The sequence below is a fragment of the Vibrio sp. MMG023 genome, assembly GCF_021654215.1.
In the GTDB taxonomy this organism is placed as follows: domain Bacteria; phylum Pseudomonadota; class Gammaproteobacteria; order Enterobacterales; family Vibrionaceae; genus Vibrio; species Vibrio jasicida.
The window spans coordinates 945,876-968,571 of record NZ_JAKFZP010000002.1; the positions used below are offsets into that span (position 1 = coordinate 945,876).

At 46.1% G+C, this 22,696-nt stretch carries 25 protein-coding genes; 18 read left to right on the forward strand and 7 right to left on the reverse strand.

Annotated features, from left to right (window positions below):
• Positions 1-98 precede the first annotated feature (98 nt).
• The gene (epd, locus tag L1076_RS09480) at positions 99-1,136 is read right to left on the reverse strand and encodes an erythrose-4-phosphate dehydrogenase (protein WP_038870338.1); all 1,038 of its coding nucleotides are present in this window, start codon (positions 1,134-1,136) and stop codon (positions 99-101) included.
• A 199-nt stretch (positions 1,137-1,335) separates the two neighbouring features.
• Between epd and L1076_RS09485 the strand changes: the two genes are divergently transcribed.
• Positions 1,336-1,572 carry a hypothetical protein gene (locus tag L1076_RS09485; RefSeq protein ID WP_038870340.1) on the forward strand — a complete coding sequence of 79 codons (237 nt, stop codon included), beginning with the start codon at positions 1,336-1,338 and terminating at the stop codon, positions 1,570-1,572.
• Between the two features lie 50 nt (positions 1,573-1,622).
• Here L1076_RS09485 and tkt read toward each other — a convergent pair whose 3' ends face one another.
• On the reverse strand, positions 1,623-3,617 hold the full coding sequence (gene tkt / locus L1076_RS09490; protein ID WP_038881148.1) for a transketolase: 1,995 nt from the start codon (positions 3,615-3,617) through the stop codon (positions 1,623-1,625).
• Between the two features lie 367 nt (positions 3,618-3,984).
• On the opposite strand from tkt, the gene metK reads away from it, so the two are divergent.
• From metK to ruvX, 8 genes are all read left to right on the forward strand, one after another.
• The gene (gene metK / locus L1076_RS09495; RefSeq protein ID WP_005436492.1) at positions 3,985-5,139 is read left to right on the forward strand and encodes a methionine adenosyltransferase; all 1,155 of its coding nucleotides are present in this window, start codon (positions 3,985-3,987) and stop codon (positions 5,137-5,139) included.
• A 280-nt stretch (positions 5,140-5,419) separates the two neighbouring features.
• Positions 5,420-6,217, forward strand: a complete 798-nt coding sequence (locus tag L1076_RS09500) for a DUF2189 domain-containing protein (protein ID WP_237303536.1) — start codon at positions 5,420-5,422, stop codon at positions 6,215-6,217.
• 66 nt (positions 6,218-6,283) lie between these two features.
• Positions 6,284-6,781, forward strand: coding sequence for a SprT family zinc-dependent metalloprotease (locus tag L1076_RS09505; RefSeq protein WP_038868139.1), 498 nt, complete (start codon positions 6,284-6,286; stop codon positions 6,779-6,781).
• A gap of 150 nt (positions 6,782-6,931) precedes the next feature.
• A complete protein-coding gene (endA, locus tag L1076_RS09510) occupies positions 6,932-7,627 on the forward strand; it encodes a deoxyribonuclease I (protein ID WP_038881140.1) in 696 nt (231 codons plus the stop codon).
• A gap of 147 nt (positions 7,628-7,774) precedes the next feature.
• A complete protein-coding gene (rsmE, locus tag L1076_RS09515) occupies positions 7,775-8,506 on the forward strand; it encodes a 16S rRNA (uracil(1498)-N(3))-methyltransferase (RefSeq protein ID WP_038868134.1) in 732 nt (243 codons plus the stop codon).
• 14 nt (positions 8,507-8,520) lie between these two features.
• Positions 8,521-9,471 carry a glutathione synthase gene (gene gshB, locus L1076_RS09520; RefSeq protein ID WP_237303537.1) on the forward strand — a complete coding sequence of 317 codons (951 nt, stop codon included), beginning with the start codon at positions 8,521-8,523 and terminating at the stop codon, positions 9,469-9,471.
• A 129-nt stretch (positions 9,472-9,600) separates the two neighbouring features.
• On the forward strand, positions 9,601-10,164 hold the full coding sequence (locus L1076_RS09525; protein ID WP_038892068.1) for a YqgE/AlgH family protein: 564 nt from the start codon (positions 9,601-9,603) through the stop codon (positions 10,162-10,164).
• 47 nt (positions 10,165-10,211) lie between these two features.
• Positions 10,212-10,637 carry a Holliday junction resolvase RuvX gene (gene ruvX, locus L1076_RS09530; protein WP_038892069.1) on the forward strand — a complete coding sequence of 142 codons (426 nt, stop codon included), beginning with the start codon at positions 10,212-10,214 and terminating at the stop codon, positions 10,635-10,637.
• 224 nt (positions 10,638-10,861) lie between these two features.
• On the opposite strand, the gene L1076_RS09535 is transcribed toward ruvX, so the two are convergent.
• Positions 10,862-11,968, reverse strand: coding sequence for a PilT/PilU family type 4a pilus ATPase (locus L1076_RS09535; RefSeq protein ID WP_103412677.1), 1,107 nt, complete (start codon positions 11,966-11,968; stop codon positions 10,862-10,864).
• Between the two features lie 31 nt (positions 11,969-11,999).
• A complete protein-coding gene (locus L1076_RS09540) occupies positions 12,000-13,040 on the reverse strand; it encodes a type IV pilus twitching motility protein PilT (RefSeq protein WP_038873181.1) in 1,041 nt (346 codons plus the stop codon).
• A 28-nt stretch (positions 13,041-13,068) separates the two neighbouring features.
• Between L1076_RS09540 and L1076_RS09545 the strand changes: the two genes are divergently transcribed.
• From L1076_RS09545 to hemW, 7 genes are all read left to right on the forward strand, one after another.
• On the forward strand, positions 13,069-13,779 hold the full coding sequence (locus L1076_RS09545; protein ID WP_237303538.1) for a YggS family pyridoxal phosphate-dependent enzyme: 711 nt from the start codon (positions 13,069-13,071) through the stop codon (positions 13,777-13,779).
• 130 nt (positions 13,780-13,909) lie between these two features.
• Positions 13,910-14,728 carry a pyrroline-5-carboxylate reductase gene (proC, locus tag L1076_RS09550; RefSeq protein WP_237303539.1) on the forward strand — a complete coding sequence of 273 codons (819 nt, stop codon included), beginning with the start codon at positions 13,910-13,912 and terminating at the stop codon, positions 14,726-14,728.
• Between the two features lie 54 nt (positions 14,729-14,782).
• Positions 14,783-15,340 (forward strand): YggT family protein, encoded by a 558-nt coding sequence (locus L1076_RS09555; protein WP_038873187.1) that lies wholly within the window; start codon positions 14,783-14,785, stop codon positions 15,338-15,340.
• Positions 15,340-15,630 (forward strand): DUF167 family protein YggU, encoded by a 291-nt coding sequence (gene yggU, locus L1076_RS09560; protein ID WP_038873189.1) that lies wholly within the window; start codon positions 15,340-15,342, stop codon positions 15,628-15,630. The genes L1076_RS09555 and yggU overlap by 1 nt, the downstream gene beginning before the upstream one ends.
• Positions 15,631-15,693: 63 nt before the next feature.
• Complete coding sequence (locus L1076_RS09565) at positions 15,694-16,125, forward strand: DUF4426 domain-containing protein (RefSeq protein ID WP_038873192.1); 432 nt, start codon at positions 15,694-15,696, stop codon at positions 16,123-16,125.
• A 105-nt stretch (positions 16,126-16,230) separates the two neighbouring features.
• Positions 16,231-16,833 carry an XTP/dITP diphosphatase gene (locus L1076_RS09570; protein WP_009697579.1) on the forward strand — a complete coding sequence of 201 codons (603 nt, stop codon included), beginning with the start codon at positions 16,231-16,233 and terminating at the stop codon, positions 16,831-16,833.
• An 18-nt stretch (positions 16,834-16,851) separates the two neighbouring features.
• Complete coding sequence (hemW, locus tag L1076_RS09575) at positions 16,852-18,024, forward strand: radical SAM family heme chaperone HemW (RefSeq protein ID WP_237303540.1); 1,173 nt, start codon at positions 16,852-16,854, stop codon at positions 18,022-18,024.
• A gap of 246 nt (positions 18,025-18,270) precedes the next feature.
• Here hemW and glsB read toward each other — a convergent pair whose 3' ends face one another.
• The 3 genes from glsB to trmB form a co-directional block, all read right to left on the reverse strand.
• Positions 18,271-19,191: a glutaminase B gene (gene glsB, locus L1076_RS09580; protein WP_038873199.1), complete on the reverse strand. Its 921-nt coding sequence runs from the start codon at positions 19,189-19,191 to the stop codon at positions 18,271-18,273.
• Positions 19,192-19,293: 102 nt separating this feature from the next.
• Positions 19,294-20,322, reverse strand: a complete 1,029-nt coding sequence (locus tag L1076_RS09585; RefSeq protein WP_045405475.1) for a DNA methylase — start codon at positions 20,320-20,322, stop codon at positions 19,294-19,296.
• Positions 20,323-20,337: 15 nt separating this feature from the next.
• Positions 20,338-21,057 carry a tRNA (guanosine(46)-N7)-methyltransferase TrmB gene (trmB, locus tag L1076_RS09590; protein ID WP_042606429.1) on the reverse strand — a complete coding sequence of 240 codons (720 nt, stop codon included), beginning with the start codon at positions 21,055-21,057 and terminating at the stop codon, positions 20,338-20,340.
• Positions 21,058-21,260: 203 nt separating this feature from the next.
• On the opposite strand from trmB, the gene mutY reads away from it, so the two are divergent.
• Positions 21,261-22,337 (forward strand): A/G-specific adenine glycosylase, encoded by a 1,077-nt coding sequence (mutY, locus tag L1076_RS09595; protein ID WP_045494124.1) that lies wholly within the window; start codon positions 21,261-21,263, stop codon positions 22,335-22,337.
• A gap of 19 nt (positions 22,338-22,356) precedes the next feature.
• Positions 22,357-22,629 carry an oxidative damage protection protein gene (locus L1076_RS09600; RefSeq protein WP_005436530.1) on the forward strand — a complete coding sequence of 91 codons (273 nt, stop codon included), beginning with the start codon at positions 22,357-22,359 and terminating at the stop codon, positions 22,627-22,629.
• The last annotated feature ends 67 nt before the right edge of the window (positions 22,630-22,696 follow it).

A 22,696-nucleotide genomic window follows, 5' to 3' on the forward strand; every position in this document is an offset into this window, starting at 1 on the left:
CCAAGCCCGTTAATTCTTCAAACTGGTTATTGATATGGAGATACGTCAGATTTATTTCAAGGCTTAAAATAAAAAATTTCTCCATCGCTTCCTCACCATTAAGGCTCCACTTGTGAAGAAGCTTGCATTGCTAAAGCGGTATCCAGCATCCGGTTAGCAAAGCCCCATTCGTTATCGCACCAAACAAGCATTTTTACGAGTTGCCCGTTGCTCACTCGAGTCTGAGTTCCATCCACAATGGCACTGTGGGGATCATGGTTAAAGTCGATGGAAACGAGCGGCGATTCAGTATAGTCAACAATGTTACGTAATGTACACTGAGATGCGTTAACAATGGTTTGATTTACGTCATTAACTTTCACATTTGTACTAATTGTGACACTTAAATCCATCGCGGTGACGTTAACTGTCGGAACTCGAACCGAAATGGCTTCGAATTTGTTGGAAAATTTCGGGAAGATTCTTTCAATTCCCTTATGCAACTTAGTATCGACAGGAATGATGGATTGACTGGCAGCACGAGTACGACGTAAATCATTATGATAAGCGTCAATCACCTGCTGATCGTTCATTGATGAATGGATAGTAGTAATGGTGCCCGACTCAATGCCAAAGGCTTCATCTAAGACTTTAATGATAGGAACGATACAATTCGTCGTACACGAGCCATTAGAAACAATGCGATGCTCGCCTTTTAGCGTTTCATGGTTCACGCCATAAATGATGGTGTTGTCGAGGTCATTTGCACCAGGGTGAGAAAACAGGACTTTCTCTGCACCTGCTTCAATATGAGCTAAGCCATCCGCTTGTGAGCCAAATACGCCAGTGCAGTCTAAGACAATATCGACCTCTAGATCGCGCCATGGCAACAGGTCGATTTCAGCGAGGTGAAGGATTCGAATGGGGTCATATTCACCACTATCATGATGAACATAAAGATGCTCTTGATCGTGAGAGATTTTCTTTCCGAAGCGGCCATGACTGGTGTCATATTGCAGAAGATGGGCCATTGCTTCTGGTTGTGCAAGCTCATTAACAGCGACAACCTTAATTTGTTGGTGTTTACCGCTCTCATATACTGCTCGCAGTACATTACGACCGATACGTCCAAATCCATTGATCGCAACCTTTAGCATTTCTCCCTCGCCTCACCAAAAATTCGTGTCACAGATAGTACCTGATACGAAGGCAGAACGCATTAAGTAAGTGATCTCACTCGCGGTAAACTATCTTTTCACTTCACGATACATTCACATTGCCAATATATTCATTTCTGACCTCGCGTATTTCACTTGGCACTTTAACTCCTTGTTTGATCACCAAAAGGAAATGCGTATGTCAGGTTTTCCCGCTGCTCACTTTTGTCAGCGATGCAATAGAGAAACACCACACTCTGAAGTGCTGGTCCGTAAGCCAAGTCGTTATGATACGGATAAATCGATTCTTGGAACGTTAAAACTTTGGGCTCATACCTTGCTAAATGGCGGCCACTATTACGATATGGATCGCTATGTCACTTGTAAGGAATGTGGGCACAAGGAGAGAGACAACTGGGGAAAAGAATTTGAATAGGCACAAAAAAACCGAGCATTAACGCTCGGTTTTTCATTTATAACGCGAAATTACGCTAGCAATTCTTGTGCTGTGTTCACTACGTTTTCTACAGTGAAACCAAACATTTCAAACAGCTGGTCAGCCGGCGCAGACTCACCGAAGGTTGTCATACCTATGATGCGGCCGTCGAAACCAACGTACTTGTACCAGAAGTCAGCAATACCCGCTTCTACCGCGATACGTGCCGTTACGTCTGATGGTAGTACAGATTCACGGTAAGCAGCGTCTTGCTTGTCGAATGCATCTGTTGATGGCATTGAAACAACGCGTACTTTCTTACCTTCAGCCGTTAATTGCTCAGCAGCTTTCACTACTAGCTCAACTTCAGAACCTGTCGCGATTAGGATTAGCTCAGGCTTACCATCGCTGTCTTTCAGGATGTAAGCACCTTTTGCGATGTTCGCAACTTGCGCAGCATCACGATCTTGTTGCGCTAGGTTTTGACGAGAGAAGATAAGTGCAGTTGGCGCATCTTTACGCTCAATCGCCAGTTTCCATGCTACTGCAGATTCAACTTGGTCACATGGACGCCATGTACTCATGTTTGGAGTCAGACGTAGTGAAGCCATTTGCTCAACCGGTTGGTGAGTTGGGCCATCTTCGCCAAGGCCGATAGAGTCGTGCGTGTAAACTTGGATGTTCTGAACTTTCATCAGAGCAGCCATACGCATAGCGTTACGAGCGTATTCCATAAACATTAGGAATGTTGCGCCGTAAGGAACGAAACCACCGTGTAGCGCGATACCGTTCATGATCGCAGTCATACCGAATTCACGTACACCATAGTGGATGTAGTTACCAGAGAAGTCGTTCGCTTCTAGAGACTTAGAACCTGACCACATGGTTAGGTTAGAAGGCGCTAGGTCAGCAGAGCCGCCCATGAATTCTGGAAGCATTTGACCAAACGCTTCTAGAGCATTTTGAGATGCTTTACGTGATGCAATGTTCGCTGGATTAGATTGAAGATCCGCAATAATTTGGCTCGCTTTTTCTTCCCACTCTGCAGGAAGTTCGCCGTTTAAACGACGTTTAAGCTCTGCCGCTTCTGCTGGGTAAGCCGCTGCGTATGCTTCAAACTTCGCATTCCAAGCTGCTTCTTTCTCAGAACCTGCTGGTTTTGCATCCCACTCAGCGTATACGTCTGCTGGAATTTCAAATGCTGGGTGTTCCCAACCTAGGAACTCACGTGCTGCTGCGATTTCGTCTGCACCTAGTGGCGCACCGTGACAGTCGTGTGAACCTGATTTGTTTGGAGAACCAAAACCGATGATGGTTTTAGTACAGATCAGCGTAGGACGAGGGTCTGCTTTTGCCGCTTCAATAGCAGCATTGATCGCTTCAGAATCGTGACCATCTACAGCAGGGATTACGTGCCAGCCGTAAGATTCAAAACGCTTAGGAGTGTCATCAGAGAACCAACCTTCTACGTGACCGTCGATAGAAATGCCGTTGTCATCCCAGAATGCGATCAGTTTGCCAAGGCCTAGTGTACCAGCAAGAGAACAAGCCTCGTGCGAGATACCTTCCATTAGACAGCCATCGCCCATGAACACGTAAGTAAAGTGGTCAACGATGTCGTGACCTTCTTTATTGAACTGTGCCGCTAGCGCTTTCTCAGCCATTGCCATACCAACCGCGTTGGTGATGCCTTGACCTAGAGGACCAGTCGTTGTTTCGATACCTGGTGCGTAGCCGTACTCTGGGTGACCAGGAGTCTTAGAGTGAAGCTGACGGAAGTTTTTAAGATCGTCGATAGACAGCTCGTAACCGCTCAGGTGCAGTAGAGAGTAAATAAGCATAGAGCCGTGGCCGTTAGACAGTACGAAACGGTCGCGGTCTGCCCACTCTGGGTTAGCTGGGTTGTGGTTTAGGTGAGAACGCCAAAGAACTTCAGCGATATCAGCCATACCCATAGGTGCGCCTGGGTGGCCAGAGTTAGCTTGTTGAACACCATCCATGCTAAGAGCGCGGATTGCATTTGCCAGATGTTTACGAGAAGACATGTCTGCTCCTGAGTGCATTAAGCGAATTGATAAAGGAATGTGGGCGCTTTTATCTTACTAAGAAGGGATAAAAGCGCCGCAATATTCTCTCAGAGCCAAATTCTGACTGCAAACGTTTTACTCACCATTTTTGAGGTTTTAACTCAATCTTTTCGCTGATTGTCTGCATTTTTCTATAAATTCATCACCCTTCAAGCAAACGATTGGGTAATAAGTCAGATGAATTGGATTGGAAAAAGAACTTGTAATTCGAACACGGCAATTTAAAATAGACGTCTAGATGTAGAAACACCTACAAACTGTATTGTATTTTTCGTGGCAAGCTTGCGTTAGTTGGCCATGAGTAAACCTTAAGATTGGAGCTATCATGGCTAAGCACCTGTTCACTTCTGAGTCGGTATCAGAAGGTCATCCAGATAAAATCGCAGACCAAATCTCTGACGCAGTTCTTGATGCAATTCTTGAGCAAGACCCAAAAGCACGTGTTGCTTGTGAGACTTACGTTAAAACCGGCATGGTTATGGTTGGCGGCGAAGTAACAACGTCGGCATGGGTTGATATTGAAGAAATCACTCGTGAAACTGTTCGTGAAATTGGTTACGTTCACTCTGATATGGGCTTCGACGCGAACTCGTGTGCGGTTCTAAACACCATCGGTAAGCAGTCTCCAGACATCAACCAAGGTGTTGATAAAGCAGACCCTAAAGAGCAAGGCGCCGGCGACCAAGGCATCATGTTCGGTTACGCAACAAACGAAACTGAAATCCTAATGCCAGCTCCAATTACATACTCTCACCTACTTGTTAAGAAGCAAGCTGAAGTTCGTAAGAGCGGTAAACTAGACTTCCTTCGTCCAGATGCGAAATCTCAAGTAACGTTCCAATACGACCAAGGCAAGATTGTTGGTATTGATGCGGTTGTTCTTTCGACTCAGCACTGTGATTCAGTAACAACACCAGACCTACGTGAAGCAGTGATGGAAGAGATCATCAAGCCAGTATTGCCTTCAGAGTGGATCACTAAAGACACTAACTTCTTCATCAACCCAACCGGTCGCTTCGTTATCGGTGGTCCAATGGGTGACTGTGGTCTAACTGGTCGTAAAATCATCGTAGATACTTACGGCGGTGCAGCTCGTCACGGTGGTGGTGCATTCTCAGGTAAAGATCCATCGAAAGTAGACCGCTCAGCAGCTTACGCGGCACGTTACGTAGCGAAAAACATCGTAGCAGCTGGCATGGCTGACCGTTGTGAAATCCAACTTTCATACGCTATCGGTGTTGCTGATCCAACGTCTATCATGGTTGAAACGTTCGGTACTGAGAAAGTATCACACGAAATCATCATTGAAGCGGTTCGTCAAAACTTCGACCTACGTCCATACGGCCTACAAGAAATGCTTAACCTGCTTCAACCTATCTACAAGCAGACAGCAGCATACGGTCACTTCGGTCGCGAAGAGTTCCCATGGGAAGCTACAGATAAAGCAGCTATCCTACGCGATTTCGCTGGCATCAAGTAATCGAGCCACACAAGAATCGATAAAGCCCTCGCCTTTGGCGGGGGCTTTTTATTCCCTCCTCCCTTTTTCTTTCCTATCTCTTTCTTGAACAAAAATTCAGCATTTATTTGTAAATTGCCCTAACTCCGCCAATAGTTAACATAATGTTAAATGCACTTTCCGATGCATATAACGTATAGAGATAAGGTGCGGACTCACGTGATGAAAAAAGTAATGAAAACGTCAGTCAGGCATCCTTTATGGCCTAGGTGCCACCGTGGGAATAAATCAAGGAGGAGTTATGCCTCGTACCGTGAATCCGTCTGACTTCCAAAATAAACGAAAGGAAGTCCCAGATAACGAATATGCCAGAACCATTCCGTGCAATACCGTGAATCTTTCGGCCCCATTCCATTGGCTCTCACTGGGTCTGCACGATTTCGTTCGTATGCCAGTCATTAGTGCCTTTTACGGCATCTGCTTTATGGCCGCCGCTATTGGTATCGTGCTTCTGGTTCAATGGCAAGGCACACACTTAGTGGTGATGCCGAGTCTGATTGTCTACATGCTAATCGGCCCATTCCTAGCACTAGGCTTATATGACGCCAGTTGGGAGAGAGAGCGTGGACACAAACAAAGCTTGTTCCATTCAATGAAAGCCATTGGACGAAATTCGACTTCTCAATGGGCATTCGCTGTAATGCTCGCGGTATGTATGATTTTCTGGATGCGAATTGCCGCTCTGCTTCATGCACTTTATCCGTCCGTTCAAGGCGCGCCACTGACTGACTTCTTGCCTTTCCTAGTGATTGGCTCTCTAGTTGGCTTGGTATTAGCGTGCATCGTGTTCAGTATTTCTGCTTTTTCTATTCCTTTAATGATGGAAAGGCGTGTAGACATGATGACCGCCGTCTTTACCAGCTTTAACGCTGTGAAGTCGAACATTCCTGCGATGATCGTATGGGCAGCCATCATTTGTGGCGGTATCTTAATTGGCTTTGCAACGTACGGCATAGGTATGCTCTTCACCATGCCAATCCTCGGTTATGGTACTTGGCATGCTTACCATGCAACGATCAAGAAAAAACACACGCCTTAGAAAACTGATGTTATGATCCTGCCCTCGCAAACGCGGGGGCTTTTTATTAAATATAATGAGGTAAGTGTGGATATAGAGCTGAGCTACAAAGCCAAACAAGTGATGGCAGTTTGCATCACGAAGGCGGAGCAAGCATTCAAACGTTCTTTTCCGATGCCCGCAGTCACATTTAATGTTCGTGGTAAAGCGGCAGGCAAAGCTTATCTGCAATTGAATGAAGTTCGTCTAAATCCAAAGCTTTTTAAAGAAAACCCGCAAGCTTTTCTAAAAGAAGTGATACCACATGAAGTAGCGCATCTCATTACGTACCAAGTATACGGTCGTGTTCGCCCTCACGGTAAAGAATGGCAAGGTGTGATGGAAGCCATTTTTAACGTGCCAGCTAAAACAACTCACAGCTTCGATATCGCCTCTGTGCAAGGTAAGACCTTTGAGTACCGCTGCGCTTGCACCGCCTATCCGCTCTCAATTCGACGCCACAATAAAGTCATGCGTAAAGAGGCCGTCTATTCCTGCCAAAAGTGTCGAAAACCATTAAGCTTCACTGGCACTCAGCTCTCTTAACTCTCCTCAATAGAAATATTCAGATTCCTAAAACAGAGATTGTCGTTCTCAAACGGCTTCTTTTTGCCCATTATTGTTAACACACTCATCACTAAAGCTAATTTCTGCGTGTTAGAATGAATAAAGTCATACTTTATAAAGACTTTAATCATGAAATACCTGTTCTCTTTATTCCTGTTTGCGCTTTCTAGTGCCGTAATTGCTGCGCCACCGACCTCTTTCTCTGCGGCAAAACGTGAAGCGGTTAAAATATACAAAGATCACCCAACCAGTTTCTACTGTGGCTGTGATATCAACTGGCAAGGTAAGAAAGGTGTACCGGACCTTGCTTCTTGTGGCTACCAAGTGCGTAAACAAGAAAAACGTGCTTCTCGTATCGAGTGGGAGCACGTGGTCCCAGCTTGGCAATTCGGCCACCAGCGTCAGTGCTGGCAAGATGGCGGACGCAAAAACTGCACAAGAAACGACAAAGTTTTCAAATCAATGGAAGCCGACCTTCATAACCTGACACCAGCTATTGGGGAAGTGAACGGCGATCGTTCTAATTACAATTTCAGTCAGTGGAATGGTATGGACGGTGTCAGCTATGGCCGCTGTGAAATGCAGGTTAACTTCAAGCAACGTAAAGTCATGCCACCAGACCGCGCTCGTGGCTCGATTGCTCGCACCTACCTATACATGAGCAAAGAGTACGGCTTCAAACTGTCTAAGCAACAAACTCAGTTAATGAGTGCGTGGAACAAAACCTACCCTGTCGACAAGTGGGAATGTGAGCGTGACGAGCGCATTTCAAAGGTTCAAGGCAACCATAACCCATTTGTACAAGAGGCTTGTCGAGCACTGTAATTCCCCTCGAAAATACAGCGGCAAACTTGTGCTAATTGAGGCGTAACTATTTACTGCAAATGGAAACGCCTCTTGCCCCTTGTTTTTTCGGTGGAAAGCATCCATGTTAGTGTCTAAACACTCGCGTATGCAGGAAATCGAAACACGATGCGTATCCCTCGAATTTATCATCCAGAAACCATTCAACAACTTGGCGCACTCGCTTTAAGTGAAGATGCAGCAGGCCACATTGGCCGAGTCCTTCGCATGAAAGAGGGACAAGAAGTCCTCCTTTTCGATGGCAGTGGCGCAGAATTTCCAGCCGTGATTAGTGAAGTCACGAAAAAGAATGTGATGGTTGAATTAACCGAGCGTGTAGAAAGCAACATTGAGTCACCTTTAGATCTGCATCTTGGTCAGGTTATTTCTCGCGGCGATAAGATGGAATTCACGATCCAAAAGTCTGTTGAGCTTGGTGTTAATACAATCACACCTCTTATCTCTGAACGTTGTGGCGTAAAGCTAGATCAAAAACGCTTCGAGAAGAAACTCGCTCAATGGCAAAAAATCGCAGTGAGCGCTTGTGAACAATGTGGTCGCAATGTCGTGCCTGAGATCCGTCCAATCATGAGTTTGGAAGAATGGTGTCAAGAAGCGTACGACGGTTTAAAACTGAACCTTCACCCACGAGCGAAGTACTCAATCAATACCCTGCCAACGCCTGTCGAAAAAGTACGGCTATTGATTGGCCCTGAAGGCGGTCTATCTTCAGAAGAAATCGGCATGACACGCGAACATCAATTTGAAGAAACGCTACTCGGTCCTCGCGTATTGCGCACCGAGACTGCGGCTCTTACCGCAATTACAGCCTTACAAGTTCGTTTCGGCGATCTTGGTTAAAACGGAGAAAAACAATGATCAAACTCGGTATTGTTATGGACCCAATCTCGTCCATTAACATCAAGAAAGACTCTAGCTTTGCCATGATGCTTGAAGCGCAGCGCCGCGGTTACGAAATCCACTACATGGAAATGAATGATCTTCACCTAGACCATGGTAAAGCAATTGCGGATACCAAAGTGGTTGAATTAAAAGAAGATCCAACTGGCTGGTACGAATTCAAATCAGAGCAAACTATCGAGCTTTCTGAGTTAGATGCGGTTCTGATGCGTAAAGATCCTCCATTCGACACTGAGTACATCTACGCGACTTACATCCTTGAACGTGCTGAAGAACAAGGTGCACTGATCGTTAACAAACCACAAAGCCTACGCGACTGTAACGAGAAACTGTTCACGGCTTGGTTCCCTGAACTCACACCAACTACTATCGTGACGCGAAAAGCAGAGAAGATTAAAGCTTTTCGTGAAGAGCATGGTGATGTGATCCTAAAACCACTTGATGGCATGGGTGGTGCATCTATCTTCCGCGTAAAAGAGAACGATCCAAACGTATCTGTGATCATCGAAACGCTGACTAACCACGGCCAAAACTACGCAATGGCGCAAACCTTCGTACCTGACATCAGCAATGGTGACAAGCGTATTCTTGTGGTTGATGGTGAACCAATGCCTTACTGCCTAGCTCGTATCCCTGCAAAAGGCGAAACGCGCGGCAACTTGGCTGCTGGTGGTACCGGTGAAGCTCGTCCACTGAGTGAAACTGACATGAAAATCGCACAAGCCGTCGCACCAACATTGAAAGAAAAAGGTCTTATCTTTGTTGGCCTTGACGTGATTGGCGACAAGCTAACAGAAATCAACGTCACCAGCCCAACGTGTATTCGTGAAATTGAAGCAGCATTTGATATTTCTATCACTGGTAAGCTCATGGATGCGATCGAACGTCGTATCAAAGGCGAATAACTCAAACTGTAGTACAGTTAATAGAGAGCGTTGTGGATTAACTTAAGCAAACTCATGCACATACTCGTAGGGGTAAAAGCATGATGTTTGCTTAAGTGTTTTTAATAGCCTTATAAGGTCGAGATGAGAATGAACCTCACAAACCATTTCTTAGTTGCCATGCCGGGAATGAAAGATCCCTACTTCCAGAATAGCGTTATCTACGTCTGTGAACATAACGAAGAAGGCGCTATGGGGTTGATGATCAACGCACCTGTCGACATCACGGTAGGCAGCATGCTCAATCAAGTCGAAGTGCAACCTGTGCACCCTCGCCTGTTTGAAGCAAGCTTGGATAGACCGGTATACAACGGCGGTCCTGTTTCTGAAGATCGTGGTTTTATCCTGCACAAACCAAAAGACTACTACGAATCAAGCATTCAAATGACCGACGAACTGACGGTAACTACGTCTAAAGACATCTTGTCAGTACTGGGGACAGAGGCTGAACCAAGTGATTATTTAGTAGCACTGGGATATTCAGGCTGGAGTGCGGGTCAATTAGAAACCGAGCTGGCTGAGAACTCTTGGCTGACCATCGAAGCAACACCAGAGATCATTTTCGATACACCGATTATCGATCGCTGGAAAAAAGCAGTCGAAAAGCTTGGCATCGATCCGAGTCAACTGTCCGCGGATGCTGGCCACGCTTAAAGGCGTACACAACCACCACTTTCATTTATTTAGATTCGAGACTCCTTATGTCACGTACAATCATGGCCTTCGATTTCGGCACCAAGAGCATTGGTAGTGCCATCGGGCAAGAAGTCACAGGCACAGCCTCACCGCTAAAAGCATTCAAAGCGAATGACGGCATTCCAAACTGGGATGATATCGAAAAGCAAATTAAAGAGTGGCAACCAGACCTATTGGTGGTGGGTTTGCCGACAGACTTACATGGTAAAGACCTAGAGACCATCACGCCGCGAGCGAAGAAGTTCGCCAACCGTCTGCACGGTCGTTACGGTTTACCCGTTGAATTGCATGATGAACGCCTATCAACGGCAGAAGCACGTGCAGAACTGTTCAGTATGGGTGGCTACAAGGCGCTATCAAAAGGCAATATCGACTGCCAATCCGCGGTGGTGATTCTTGAGAGCTGGTTTGAAAACCTTTGGGGTGAGTAGACATTTCAGGCGCAAATAAAAAAGGTTGGCTTCTGCCAACCTTTTTCGTTTCTGGAGTCGATTATACCAATCACAGTAAATAAGTGATCAGAAATAGCGTAGGGAAAATGCTTGAGAACAAGGCGCAATTTTTCGATAAGTAGTTATTCTACAATCAAAAATTGCAACGCAGTTATCGAGTATTTTAACAAGCTAGAATGACTAGCTATTTACTACGATTGGTATTAATCCATATCGATCTTAACATTCGCCAGCGTGCCTGTAGAGAAGGCTTCACCACGTTGCGTCTTCAACATCAAACGCAGATCGTTGGCTGAATCTGCACTGTGCAATGCATCCTCTTCGCTGATCTTACCTTGCATCACCAACTTGTAGAGCGATTGGTCGAAGGTCAACATCCCGAACTCGTTAGAGCGAGCCATGGTCGATTTCAATTCATGCAGATCACCTCGACGGATCAGATCAGAAACACGCGGACTGTTTAATAAGATCTCAAACACGCCATGACGCCCCTGACCGTTCTTATCACGGATCAACTGCTGACCCACCACACCTTTTAAGTTCATCGACAGATCAAATAAGAACTGATCTTTCTGATCTTTCGGCACTAGGTGCAAAATACGCTCCAGCGCTTGGTTTGCGTTGTTGGCGTGCAGTGTCGCCATACACAAGTGACCAGTCTCAGCAAAGGTCATCGCGTATTCCATCGTTTCTCGGCTACGGATCTCACCAATCAAAATCATATCTGGCGCCTGACGTAACGAGTTTTTCAACGCCACTTCATAGCTGTCGGTGTCTAAGCCAACTTCACGCTGTGTCACGATGCAACGCTTATGTTCGTGCACAAATTCAATCGGGTCTTCTACCGTCAGGATATGACCCGTTTTGTTGCTGTTGCGGTAACCCGTCATCGCCGCCATAGTGGTCGACTTACCAGAACCAGTGGCACCAACCACCAGCACTAAACCACGCTTGGCAATAGCAAGATCTTGCAGTACCAAAGGTAACTTAAGTTGCTCAAACGTCGGAATATTGGTTTCAATACGACGAATAACGGCTCCCGGTAATTCACGTTGGAAAAAGGCACTGACACGGAAACGACCGCAATCACGGACAATGGCAAAGTTAGACTCACGGCTTTTACGAAACTCCTGGCGTCGCTCTGGTTCCATGGCACTGTCGAGTAACAAGGCGACATCATTTTCAGTCAGCTTATCGCCTTGCGGACGCAATTCGCCATCCACACGAAACAAAATCGGAGCACCGACAGTGATGTAGAGATCCGACGCTTTTAACGCCAACATGCCTTCGAGAAATTTATTCAGATCCATCGTCCGTATTCGCTATTTCCTAAGTAATTCGTTACGAGAATTGCTGCGCTTCAATTTCAACTTTCTTATCCACTTCTTCACGCGATACCATGCCTTGCGCCATCAATTGACGAGCATTCTGCTCCATGGTCTGCATACCATGCGCCGCACCAGTCTGAATGATCGAATACATCTGCGCGACTTTGTCTTCACGAATAAGGTTACGGATCGCAGGCGTAGCCATCATGATTTCGTGACACGCGATTCGACCGCCGCCGTTACGTTTCAGAAGTTTTTGCGCGATAACCGAACGCAATGATTCAGACAGCATCGAACGCACCATGTCTTTGTCGCTACCAGGGAAGACGTCAATAATACGGTCGATGGTTTTCGCTGCCGAGCTAGTGTGCAGCGTACCGAAAACAAGGTGACCCGTTTCAGCAGCCGTCAGCGCCAAACTGATGGTTTCTTTATCACGCATCTCACCAACTAGAATCACATCCGGGTCTTCACGCAGCGCGCTGCGCAGCGCGTTTTGGAAGCTGTGTGTATCACGGTGTACTTCACGTTGGTTGATCAAACACTTATTGTTGTTGTGAACAAATTCAATAGGATCTTCAATTGTAAGAATATGCTTGTTGTGATTACGGTTAATGTAGTCAACAATGGCAGCCAAGGTTGTCGATTTACCCGAACCTGTTGGACCGGTAACCAGTACTAAACCTTTTTCTGCGTTAGCAATCTTTTTGAAGATCTCTGGCGCTTCTAGCTCTTCCAGTGTTGGAATGCTACTTGGGATGGTACGGAACACCGCCGCACAGCCACGAGATTGGTTGAAGGCGTTGACACGAAAACGGCCAACATTGTGCAATTCAAATGAGAAATCGACTTCGAGTTTTTCTTCGAATTCACTGCGCTGCGCATCGTTCATGATTTCAAAAACCAAACGGTGCACTTCTTGGTGTGTAAACGCTGGAATGCCCAGTTTTCTCACATCACCATCAATACGAACCATTGGTGGTACACCTGCAGAAAGATGTAGATCCGAAGCATTATGTTTTACACTAAAATCCAGTAACTCAGTGATATCCATTTAAAATCCTTAAGTCTAAAGTACAGCTATGAGTAGTATTCAACAAAACATTGAACATATCACCTCTCAAATTCGACACGACGAACAAAAATGTGGCCGTTCTCCAGAGTCAGTGCAACTTTTAGCAGTAAGCAAAACTAAACCTGTCGAGGCGGTTCTCGAAGCCTACCAATCAGGCCAAGTGGCGTTTGGTGAAAACTACGTCCAAGAGGGCGTCAGTAAAGTTCAGCACTTTGCCGAGCATTATCCAGATTATCGAATCGAATGGCACTTCATTGGGCCAATTCAGTCCAATAAATCACGTCCTGTCGCTGAACATTTCGATTGGGTTCACACCATTGATCGCGCTAAGATCGCTCAACGTTTAAATGACCAGCGCCCAAGTGAGCTAAAACCGTTACAAGTGCTGATTCAAGTAAACACCAGTGGTGAAGATTCTAAATCTGGCGTCAACGATGCAGAAATATTCGAGCTGGCTGAGTTGATTTCTCGCCTTCCAAGCCTCACGTTAAGAGGGTTGATGTCGATTCCTGCTAACGTGCCAGATTACGAATCACAACTGCGAGCGTTCAAACAATTATCTGAACTTAAGCACAAGCTAGCTCAGCAGTACCCAGATGTCGACACGCTCTCTATGGGCATGAGTGGTGACATGGATGCTGCTATAGAAGCGGGCAGTACTATGGTTCGCATCGGCACCGCTATTTTTGGCGCACGAGACTACGGCAAACAGCAATAAAAGCGTATTGTTGCCAGACACTGTGAACTTGAGTCTGACGGCCTTTCTTTGGGCAGTCAGAGCAAAGTGGTGCGATTATACACCCGTGCGCACAATAAATTGTAAGAATTTATATTTGGAAATCAGACATATGGAACATAAAAAGATTGCCTTCATCGGCGCAGGGAACATGGTGAGAGCCATTGTCTCGGGTCTCGTCGCTAATGGCTACCCTGCTCAAAACATTGTCGCAACCGCGCCATCTGAGACGCGCCGCCAGCCTCTTGAGCAAGACTTTGGTATCCGTACCACCAGCGATAACATCGCAGCTGCAACGGAAGCGGACGTGGTGGTATTGTCTGTGAAGCCACAAATGATGGAGGAAGTGTGTACACCACTGCAATCTATCGACTTCAGCAACAAACTGGTTATCTCTATCGCAGCAGGTATCAACTGTTCACGTTTGGGTGACATGTTAGCGAATAAGCTCAACTTGGTTCGCGTGATGCCAAACACACCATCCCAACTTGGTTTGGGTATGAGTGGTCTATATGCGCCTGAATCTGTTTCAGAACAAGACAAAGCCTTCGCAACAGAACTAATGCAAGCATGCGGTAAGGTGTGTTGGGTTGGGCAAGAATCGGGCATCAACAACGTTATTGCAGCAGCAGGCAGTGCACCGGCGTACTTCTTCCTATTTATGGAAGCGATGCAAGCTGAAGCGATTGCTCAAGGCTTCGATAAAGACACCGCACGCATGTTAGTTCAGCAAGCAGCACTTGGCGCTGCAAGCATGGTAGTGGAAAATCCAGAAACTGAACTTTCAACGCTACGCGAGAACGTGACATCAAAAGGTGGCACAACGGCAGAAGCGCTACGTACGTTCAACGAACATCAACTGTCTGATATTGTGGCGAAAGCAATGCAAGCTGCGGTTGCTCGCGCTGAAGAAATGGAAAAACTGTTTTAATTATCTGAACGGCACAACTAGGGCGTGTCGTTCTTTACTTGTTAAGGGTACCTTATGAATTCAATGAGTTTTCTCATCTCAACCCTATTTGACCTGTACATCATGGTCGTCATTTTGCGTATTTGGTTGCAAGCTGCCCGTGCAGATTTCTACAACCCATTCTCGCAGTTTATCGTTAAAGCAACACAGCCAGTTGTGGGGCCATTACGTCGAGTCATCCCTTCTGTCGGTGGTATCGATCTAGCGACAGTGCTTTTTGCTTACGTACTGTGCGTACTTAAGTTCGTTGCATTGATCCTGATTGCATCAAGTGGTTCGGTTTCTTTCAGTGCCGATTTCCTATTCCTAGGTTTGTTATCATTAGTTAAAGCCGCTGGTGGCTTGCTGTTCTGGGTTCTATTGATCCGTGCCATTCTAAGCTGGGTAAGCCAAGGTCGCAGCCCAATCGAGTACGTATTCCATCAATTAACAGAACCAATGCTCGCACCAATTCGCCGTATCCTACCTGCGATGGGTGGTTTTGATTTAAGCGTACTCGTATTGTTTATCGGTCTGCAATTCGCGAACTTCCTAATGGGTGACGTGATTGGTCCAATCTGGTACCAACTATAATGTCAGCCGCCGTTTGGCTCGATGGCGAGGATGTCATTCTCAAACTCTATATTCAACCAAAAGCGAGCCGCGACAAGGTCGTCGGCTTGCATGGTGAAGAGCTTAAAATTGCCATCACCGCACCGCCTGTCGATGGTAAAGCGAATGCACACCTAACTAAGTTTTTGGCGAAACAATTCAAAGTTGCTAAGGGCTTGGTTCACATAGAAAAAGGTGAACTGGGACGTCATAAGCAAATTCGGATAGAATCTCCAATACAAATACCAAGCGAAATTAAAGCCATCATTTGATGGCTTTTTATTTACGATTTTCGTATCAAATTAAATAACGAATATCGATTCGAGGAAGTAATAATGAGCAAATGGATTACCGCCCTATTGATCAGCCTTTTATCTTTACCAAGCATGGCAGGTCAGTTCAAAACCATGAAAGACATCGAAGTTCACTATGTTGCGTTTAACTCTACCTTTCTGACGTCAAAGATCGCTCGTAGCTACGACATCAAGCGTAATGGCTATAATGCAGTAGTGAACATCAGCGTATTAGACAGCGCCTCACTAGGTAAACCAGCAGTTGACGCAAAAATCACTGGCCAAGCGAAGAACTTGATTGGCCAAACGCAGAAACTCACCTTCCGAGAAGTAAAAGAAGGTAATGCGATTTACTACTTAGCTGAACTTGGCATTACCAACGAAGAAACTTTTACCTTCGATATTGACGTTAAAGCTGGAAACAAAGGCTCAGGTAAGCTTAAATTCACCCAGAAATTTTATGTCGAAGAGTAATTGGGTTGTGATGATCTAAAAGCTTTTAGAACATCATAACCCCAGAACCAATTTAATCAGGGAGAACACTACGTTCTCCCTTTATCGCTACAGAAAGAGACGACCATGAAAAAGATAGTGCTAGCAACAGGCAACCAAGGCAAAGTTCGTGAGATGGCAGATCTGCTGTCTGACTTCGGTTTTGAAGTATTGGCGCAAAGTGAATTCAACGTATCCGAAGTAGCAGAAACTGGCACGACTTTCATCGAAAACGCGATCATCAAAGCTCGCCATGCAGCACAAGAAACGGGTCTTCCTGCGATTGCGGACGACTCTGGCTTAGAAGTCGATTTTTTGAAAGGTGCTCCGGGCATTTACTCTGCACGTTACGCAGGTGAAAAAGCCTCTGACCAAGAGAACCTAGAGAAACTACTTAAAGCAATGGAAGGCGTACCAGAAGCAGAGCGCACCGCTCGTTTCCACTGCGTATTGGTTTTGATGCGTCACGAGAACGATCCAACCCCTATCGTTTGTCACGGTAAATGGGAAGGTCGCATTCTAACTGAAGCACACGGTGAAAATGGCTTTGGCTACGACCCAGTCTTCTTCGTTCCTGAAGACAACTGCGCGTCTGCCGAGCTTGAGCCAGCACGTAAAAAACAACTGTCTCACCGCGGTAAAGCACTCAAGTCGTTATTTGCTCAACTGTCTGAGCAAGTGTCTCAGTAATCGCGAGCGAATTAGACCATGTTAACGCCCCCAGCACTGAGCTTGTATGTACACATCCCGTGGTGTGTACAAAAGTGCCCATATTGCGACTTTAACTCTCACGCACTTAAAGCCGAGATCCCAGAAGAAGAGTACATCAATGCCCTTCTTGAAGACTTGGATACCGACATTGAGAAATACCGTCTTAACGAAGCGCCACGTCCACTGCATTCAATCTTCATTGGTGGTGGTACGCCGAGTTTGATTTCGGCAGAAGGCATCGAGCGTCTACTTAAAGGCATTGAAGCGCGTATTCCGTTCAAGCCTGAAATAGAAATCACCATGGAAGCCAACCCAGGCACCATCGAAGCAGAACGCTTTGCTGGTTACCGCAGGGCTGGCGTAACACGCATCTCTATCGGTGTGCAAAGCTTTGAGCAACAGAAGCTTGAGCGTTTGGGGCGTATTCACGGCCAAGACGAAGCCGTCAATGCAGCTAAGCTGGCGCACCAAATCGGTTTGAACAGCTTTAATCTCGATCTCATGCACGGCTTACCTGATCAAAGCATCGAACAAGCCTTAGCTGATTTGGACAAAGCGATTGAGTTGGCGCCGCCACACCTGTCTTGGTATCAGTTGACCATCGAGCCCAACACCATGTTCTACTACAAGCCACCGACTCTGCCAGATGACGATGACTTGTGGGATATCTTCGAGCAAGGGCATGAGAAACTTGCTGCGGCAGGTTACGTTCAGTACGAGATTTCTGGTTACAGCAAGCCGGGCTATCAGTGCCAGCACAACCTGAACTATTGGCGCTTTGGTGACTACCTTGGCATTGGTTGTGGCTCACACGGCAAGCTGAGCTTTGCAGATGGCCGCATCGTTCGCACCACTAAGGTCAAGCACCCGCGTGGCTATCTGATGGCATACCAAAATATGGTGAAGCCGTACTTGGATAGTGAACAGCTTGTGGCTGATGAAGATCGTCCGTTTGAGTTCTTTATGAACCGTTTCCGCTTAATGGAAGCGTGCCCGAAACAAGACTACATCGATACGACAGGTCTGCCGTTGAGCTCAATTCAAGAGACTATCGATTGGGCGCTTGAGATGGGTTACCTGAGTGAAACAGAGACTCACTGGCAAATTACCGAGAAAGGTAAGCTGTTCCTGAATGACTTGCTTGAAGCCTTTATGGTGGAAGAGGAATAAGAGCAGATTCGAGATTTGGGAACGGACTGTGTCCTAAAGAACGCTTCACTCCGAGAGATTCGCTGAAACGGCTATGGATATATTCGACCAAGCCAATACAGCCTTTGTCTCTGCTATAAATAATAAAGGGCTGGCGCACAAACGCCAACCCTTTCTTTTATTCGTTGTAACACTTCTTTCTCTAAAGCCTCTAAAACGAAGCGATTCCAAAGGACGCGACCCGTTCTCGCTTCTCGTCTCTTTTCCTTAGAAAATCGAACGACCAATACGCTCTGAAAGTAACTCAAGCGCTTTAGTACCTGCCAACGAGTTACCCGAAGCATCAAGCTCCGGAGACCATACTGCAATCGTCATCTCACCTGGGACAATAGCGATGATGCCACCACCGACACCAGATTTACCCGGCATACCAACGCGGTATGCAAATTCACCAGCACCATCGTACAAACCACACGTGGCCAATAGCGCATTCAACTGTTTTGTCTGCACCGCCGAGACCACTGATTTACCCGTTTGTACCGATGTGCCTTTATTCGCTAAGTAGCTAAAGGTCTTTGCCAAGTCCACACAACTCATCTTTAAAGCGCAGGCATGGAAGTAGTTTTGCAATACCGGAATAACCTCGTTTTCAAAGTTACCAAATGAGCGCATCAGGTAAGCAATCGCAGCGTTGCGGTCGCCATGCATCATTTCTGAAGCCGCTACGACTTTGTCATACACGATATGAGTATCACCAGATAACTGACGAGCAAATTCCAATAGACGCTGACGCGGCGCTGAGAGACGACTTTGCAGCAAATCAGCAACCACAATAGCACCGGCGTTAATGAATGGGTTACGTGGGATGCCCAGCTCCATCTCTAACTGGATCATCGAGTTAAACGCCTGACCAGAAGGCTCTTTACCTACACGAGACCAGATCTCTTCTTGCTTGTATAAGCACATAGCCAGAGTCAGGCTCAACGCTTTTGAGATCGACTGAATCGAAAACGACTCTTCTGCATCGCCCGCTTTAATCACTTCACCTTCATTGGTGTATACCGCAATACCCAGTTTGGTATTGGGTACTTTTGCCAATGCGGGAATGTAATCGGCGACTTTTCCTTGACCAATTAAAGGGCGAACTTCCGCTAGAATGTCTGTCAAAATTTGCGCTGTAGGTTTCATCTTCTACCTTCTTGTCACAAGAACCCAAATGGCTGAGTTCAGAGGTAAAAAAAGCCAACGCGGACGTTGGCTTTTCCATGGAATTTATTCGACTCAAGTCGATTATGGTTTTATTGCCACAATGATGTTGCGGTTGATGGACTGATCAACACGGTGAAGATAACCGATGTAAGGCTCTTCTGAAAGTACCTTCCACCCTTGCTCTTCAAATAATGCCGCCACGTCCTTCCATTTCAGAGTGAACTCATTGAAAGACAGCACGACCGAACCTTGCTTTTTCAGCACCACTTTCCATGCAGGCAGAGCTTCTTGTAGCAGCTCCAGAGGGCTACGATTCAATTTGCTGTCTTTTGCGTTTTTGCTACCGTGTTGCACACCGTAAGGCAAATCAGACACCATCACATCAACAGAGTTCTTCTTAACCACTTGATCGGCAATTCGCGTGTCTGCTGAATACAGCTTCATCGTCTGAAGATTACCTTTGTTGTACTCTTCTTTCTCTGACGCGGCTTCAACCACGAAACCATCGGCCACCTTCTTACCACCAGAAGTGCGCTTTTCTTTGCTCACTTTGTGCTTGAAGCGACCGTTCTTCATAAACTTAACGATGAAGGTTTGGATCTCTTGTACCCATTTCTGGTTGATCTCCACACCCACTACATTCAAGCCGTGGATCAAACCTTCAAACAGAGTTGTACCCTTACCACACATTGGATCCATCAGCGTTAATTGAGCACTATCCGTATTGGACGCACTCACGCCTAAGTTCACCATCAAACGCGTAAACTGTTCATTCGTTTTACCGGTGTAACGTAGGATCTGGCTCATGCTCTCAGGGAAAGTATTGAATGCAGGCGCCTGAATCGGACGTAATAAGCCATCTTCACGCACTTCAAATAGCGCATAGTAGATAGATGACGCGGCAATTTTACCGGATTGCTGATCGTTTAACGCGTCTTCACAAGAGAACACGAGCGCAGCAGGTAAGCCGACGTCTTTGTTACCAATTTCAGTCACTTCAACACCTTCAGAAGCCAAAATTGCTTTTAGCTCGGAACATGCAATGGTCATTGCGCTATCAAAGTAAATTCGGTTGTGACCCGGATTCGCTAATATCGCGTAGTGGTACATCTACTGGCTCCTTAGTTATGCAGTGCGCTTGAATTTAATATCCCATACACCGTGACCTAGACGGTGACCACGAGCCTCGAACTTAGTCAGTGGACGCTCTTCAGGGCGAGGGATGAAATCGCCGCCTTCTGCAATGTTTTCGAAACCAGGTGCTTGGTTCATGATTTCAATCATGTGTTCAGCGTAGTTTTCCCAGTCAGTCGCCATATGGAAGATACCTTCGTTAGGGATAAGCTTCTGGCGAACCATTTCAGCGAACTCAAGTTGTACGATACGACGCTTGTGGTGACGCTTTTTGTGCCATGGGTCTGGGAAGAACAATTGCAGCGTTGCTAGGCTACCATTTGGGATCATGTGTTCGAATACTTCTACCGCATCGTGACACATTACGCGTAGGTTCGTGATACCCGCTTCGCGTGCATCAGCAAGACAAGCACCAACGCCTGGACTATGAACTTCAATACCGATGAAGTTTTTCTCTGGCGCGTTCTTTGCCATTTCAACCAATGAAGCGCCCATACCAAAACCGATCTCAAGCACTACTGGGTTATCGTTACCAAATACTTCTTTCCAATCAAGAAGTTCTGCTTTGTAATCGATACCCATTGTTGGCCAGCATTCGTTCATCGCATTTTCTTGGCCCTTGGTTAGACGACCTTCGCGACGCACGAAACTGCGGATTTTACGGATCATTTTTCCGTCTTCGTTGTATTCGTTAGTGGTTACTTCACTCATTGATTTTGCCTGCACATTGATTAATCAAAGCGGGGATTATCCAAAGAATTCACTTAGGTGCAAGTATTTGTTGAGCTATCGGACTATGGCAGCCCAAAAGCAAACAAATCAGACACAATATCCCCACAGTTTATCTGTTGTACTTACACCACAATCTGTGGTGCAATTTTGCTCCTAACCAATAATAGAATACAGAGCAAGTCGTGACACCTTTCGCAAACGCCATCTTAGAATGGTATGACGCATATGGAAGAAAAGAGCTTCCATGGCAACAAAACAAGACCGCGTATAGTGTCTGGTTGTCTGAAATCATGCTTCAGCAAACTCAGGTCACTACGGTTATTCCTTATTACCAGCGTTTTTTAGAACGCTTTCCGACTGTCGTCGATCTCGCGAATGCTGAGCAAGATGAAGTACTGCACCTTTGGACCGGCTTAGGTTATTACGCACGTGCTCGCAATCTTCATAAAGCGGCTAAAGAAGTCGCCCATAAATATAATGGCGAGTTTCCATTAGATATTGAGCAAATGAACGCACTGCCGGGTATTGGTCGTTCAACCGCAGCCGCAGTACTCTCCTCTGTCTATAAACAACCACATGCGATATTGGACGGCAACGTAAAGCGCACGCTTTCACGCTGCTTTGCTGTTGATGGATGGCCGGGACAAAAGAAAGTCGAAAATCAATTGTGGGAAATCGCAGAAACGCACACGCCACAAACAGACGTCGACAAGTACAATCAAGCCATGATGGATATGGGTGCCATGATGTGTACCCGCAGCAAGCCTAAGTGCACCTTGTGTCCGGTCAACGAACTTTGTATAGCAAAGAAACAAGGTAATGTGCTTGATTATCCGGGTAAGAAGCCGAAAAAAAACAAACCGGTTAAGCAAACACGTTTCGTTATGCTGCATCACAAAAATGGTGATAGTCACGAAGTATGGCTAGAACAAAGACCGCAGACGGGTATTTGGGGCGGACTCTTTTGTTTCCCACAAACTGAGCATATTGATGTAGAGAGCGATATTGAATTACTACTGGAACAACGTGGTATTCAAACTGACGATATTAGACATCAAGAAACTCTGATTACGTTTCGTCATACATTCAGCCATTATCACCTCGATATCACGCCGATTTTGATTGACCTGTCAAAGCAACCCAATGTGGTGATGGAAGGTAACAAAGGTCTTTGGTATAACTTATCTAAACCTGAAGAAGTCGGTTTGGCTGCGCCAGTAAAACTGCTACTGGAAGCGCTACCCCACGAACTTCGTTAATTAATTGCAAGGAGTCATTATGAGCCGCACTGTTTTTTGTGCTCGACTAAAGAAAGAAGGCGAAGGTCTAGACTTTCAACTTTACCCAGGTGAACTAGGTAAACGCATTTTCGATAACATCTCGAAAGAAGCTTGGGCTCAATGGCAACAGAAACAAACGATGTTGATCAACGAGAAGAAGCTCAACATGATGGATCCAGAGCACCGTAAACAGCTTGAAACAGAAATGGTGAACTTCCTTTTCGAAGGCAAAGAGGTTCACATTGAAGGCTACACGCCACCAAGCGAATAAATCAAACTTGTTTTAAAACAATGACATCACAACCAAACTTGTGATGTCATTTTTGTATTCGAGCCGA

Excerpts from the sequence above, each read along its gene's own strand:
- metK (WP_005436492.1), top strand. The coding sequence starts at position 3,985 with ATGGCTAAGCACCTGTTCACTTCTGAGTCGGTATCAGAAGGTCATCCA.
- endA (WP_038881140.1), top strand. The coding sequence starts at position 6,932 with ATGAAATACCTGTTCTCTTTATTCCTGTTTGCGCTTTCTAGTGCCGTA.
- L1076_RS09570 (WP_009697579.1), top strand. The coding sequence starts at position 16,231 with ATGAAAAAGATAGTGCTAGCAACAGGCAACCAAGGCAAAGTTCGTGAG.
- hemW (WP_237303540.1), top strand. The coding sequence starts at position 16,852 with ATGTTAACGCCCCCAGCACTGAGCTTGTATGTACACATCCCGTGGTGT.
- L1076_RS09540 (WP_038873181.1), bottom strand. The coding sequence starts at position 13,040 with ATGGATATCACTGAGTTACTGGATTTTAGTGTAAAACATAATGCTTCG.
- L1076_RS09525 (WP_038892068.1), top strand. The coding sequence starts at position 9,601 with ATGAACCTCACAAACCATTTCTTAGTTGCCATGCCGGGAATGAAAGAT.
- tkt (WP_038881148.1), bottom strand. The coding sequence starts at position 3,617 with ATGTCTTCTCGTAAACATCTGGCAAATGCAATCCGCGCTCTTAGCATG.
- L1076_RS09535 (WP_103412677.1), bottom strand. The coding sequence starts at position 11,968 with ATGGATCTGAATAAATTTCTCGAAGGCATGTTGGCGTTAAAAGCGTCG.
- rsmE (WP_038868134.1), top strand. The coding sequence starts at position 7,775 with ATGCGTATCCCTCGAATTTATCATCCAGAAACCATTCAACAACTTGGC.
- ruvX (WP_038892069.1), top strand. The coding sequence starts at position 10,212 with ATGTCACGTACAATCATGGCCTTCGATTTCGGCACCAAGAGCATTGGT.
- epd (WP_038870338.1), bottom strand. The coding sequence starts at position 1,136 with ATGCTAAAGGTTGCGATCAATGGATTTGGACGTATCGGTCGTAATGTA.
- L1076_RS09545 (WP_237303538.1), top strand. The coding sequence starts at position 13,069 with ATGAGTAGTATTCAACAAAACATTGAACATATCACCTCTCAAATTCGA.
- yggU (WP_038873189.1), top strand. The coding sequence starts at position 15,340 with ATGTCAGCCGCCGTTTGGCTCGATGGCGAGGATGTCATTCTCAAACTC.
- gshB (WP_237303537.1), top strand. The coding sequence starts at position 8,521 with ATGATCAAACTCGGTATTGTTATGGACCCAATCTCGTCCATTAACATC.
- L1076_RS09500 (WP_237303536.1), top strand. The coding sequence starts at position 5,420 with ATGCCTCGTACCGTGAATCCGTCTGACTTCCAAAATAAACGAAAGGAA.
- glsB (WP_038873199.1), bottom strand. The coding sequence starts at position 19,191 with ATGAAACCTACAGCGCAAATTTTGACAGACATTCTAGCGGAAGTTCGC.
- L1076_RS09485 (WP_038870340.1), top strand. The coding sequence starts at position 1,336 with ATGTCAGGTTTTCCCGCTGCTCACTTTTGTCAGCGATGCAATAGAGAA.
- trmB (WP_042606429.1), bottom strand. The coding sequence starts at position 21,057 with ATGAGTGAAGTAACCACTAACGAATACAACGAAGACGGAAAAATGATC.
- L1076_RS09555 (WP_038873187.1), top strand. The coding sequence starts at position 14,783 with ATGAATTCAATGAGTTTTCTCATCTCAACCCTATTTGACCTGTACATC.
- proC (WP_237303539.1), top strand. The coding sequence starts at position 13,910 with ATGGAACATAAAAAGATTGCCTTCATCGGCGCAGGGAACATGGTGAGA.
- L1076_RS09565 (WP_038873192.1), top strand. The coding sequence starts at position 15,694 with ATGAGCAAATGGATTACCGCCCTATTGATCAGCCTTTTATCTTTACCA.
- L1076_RS09585 (WP_045405475.1), bottom strand. The coding sequence starts at position 20,322 with ATGTACCACTACGCGATATTAGCGAATCCGGGTCACAACCGAATTTAC.
- L1076_RS09600 (WP_005436530.1), top strand. The coding sequence starts at position 22,357 with ATGAGCCGCACTGTTTTTTGTGCTCGACTAAAGAAAGAAGGCGAAGGT.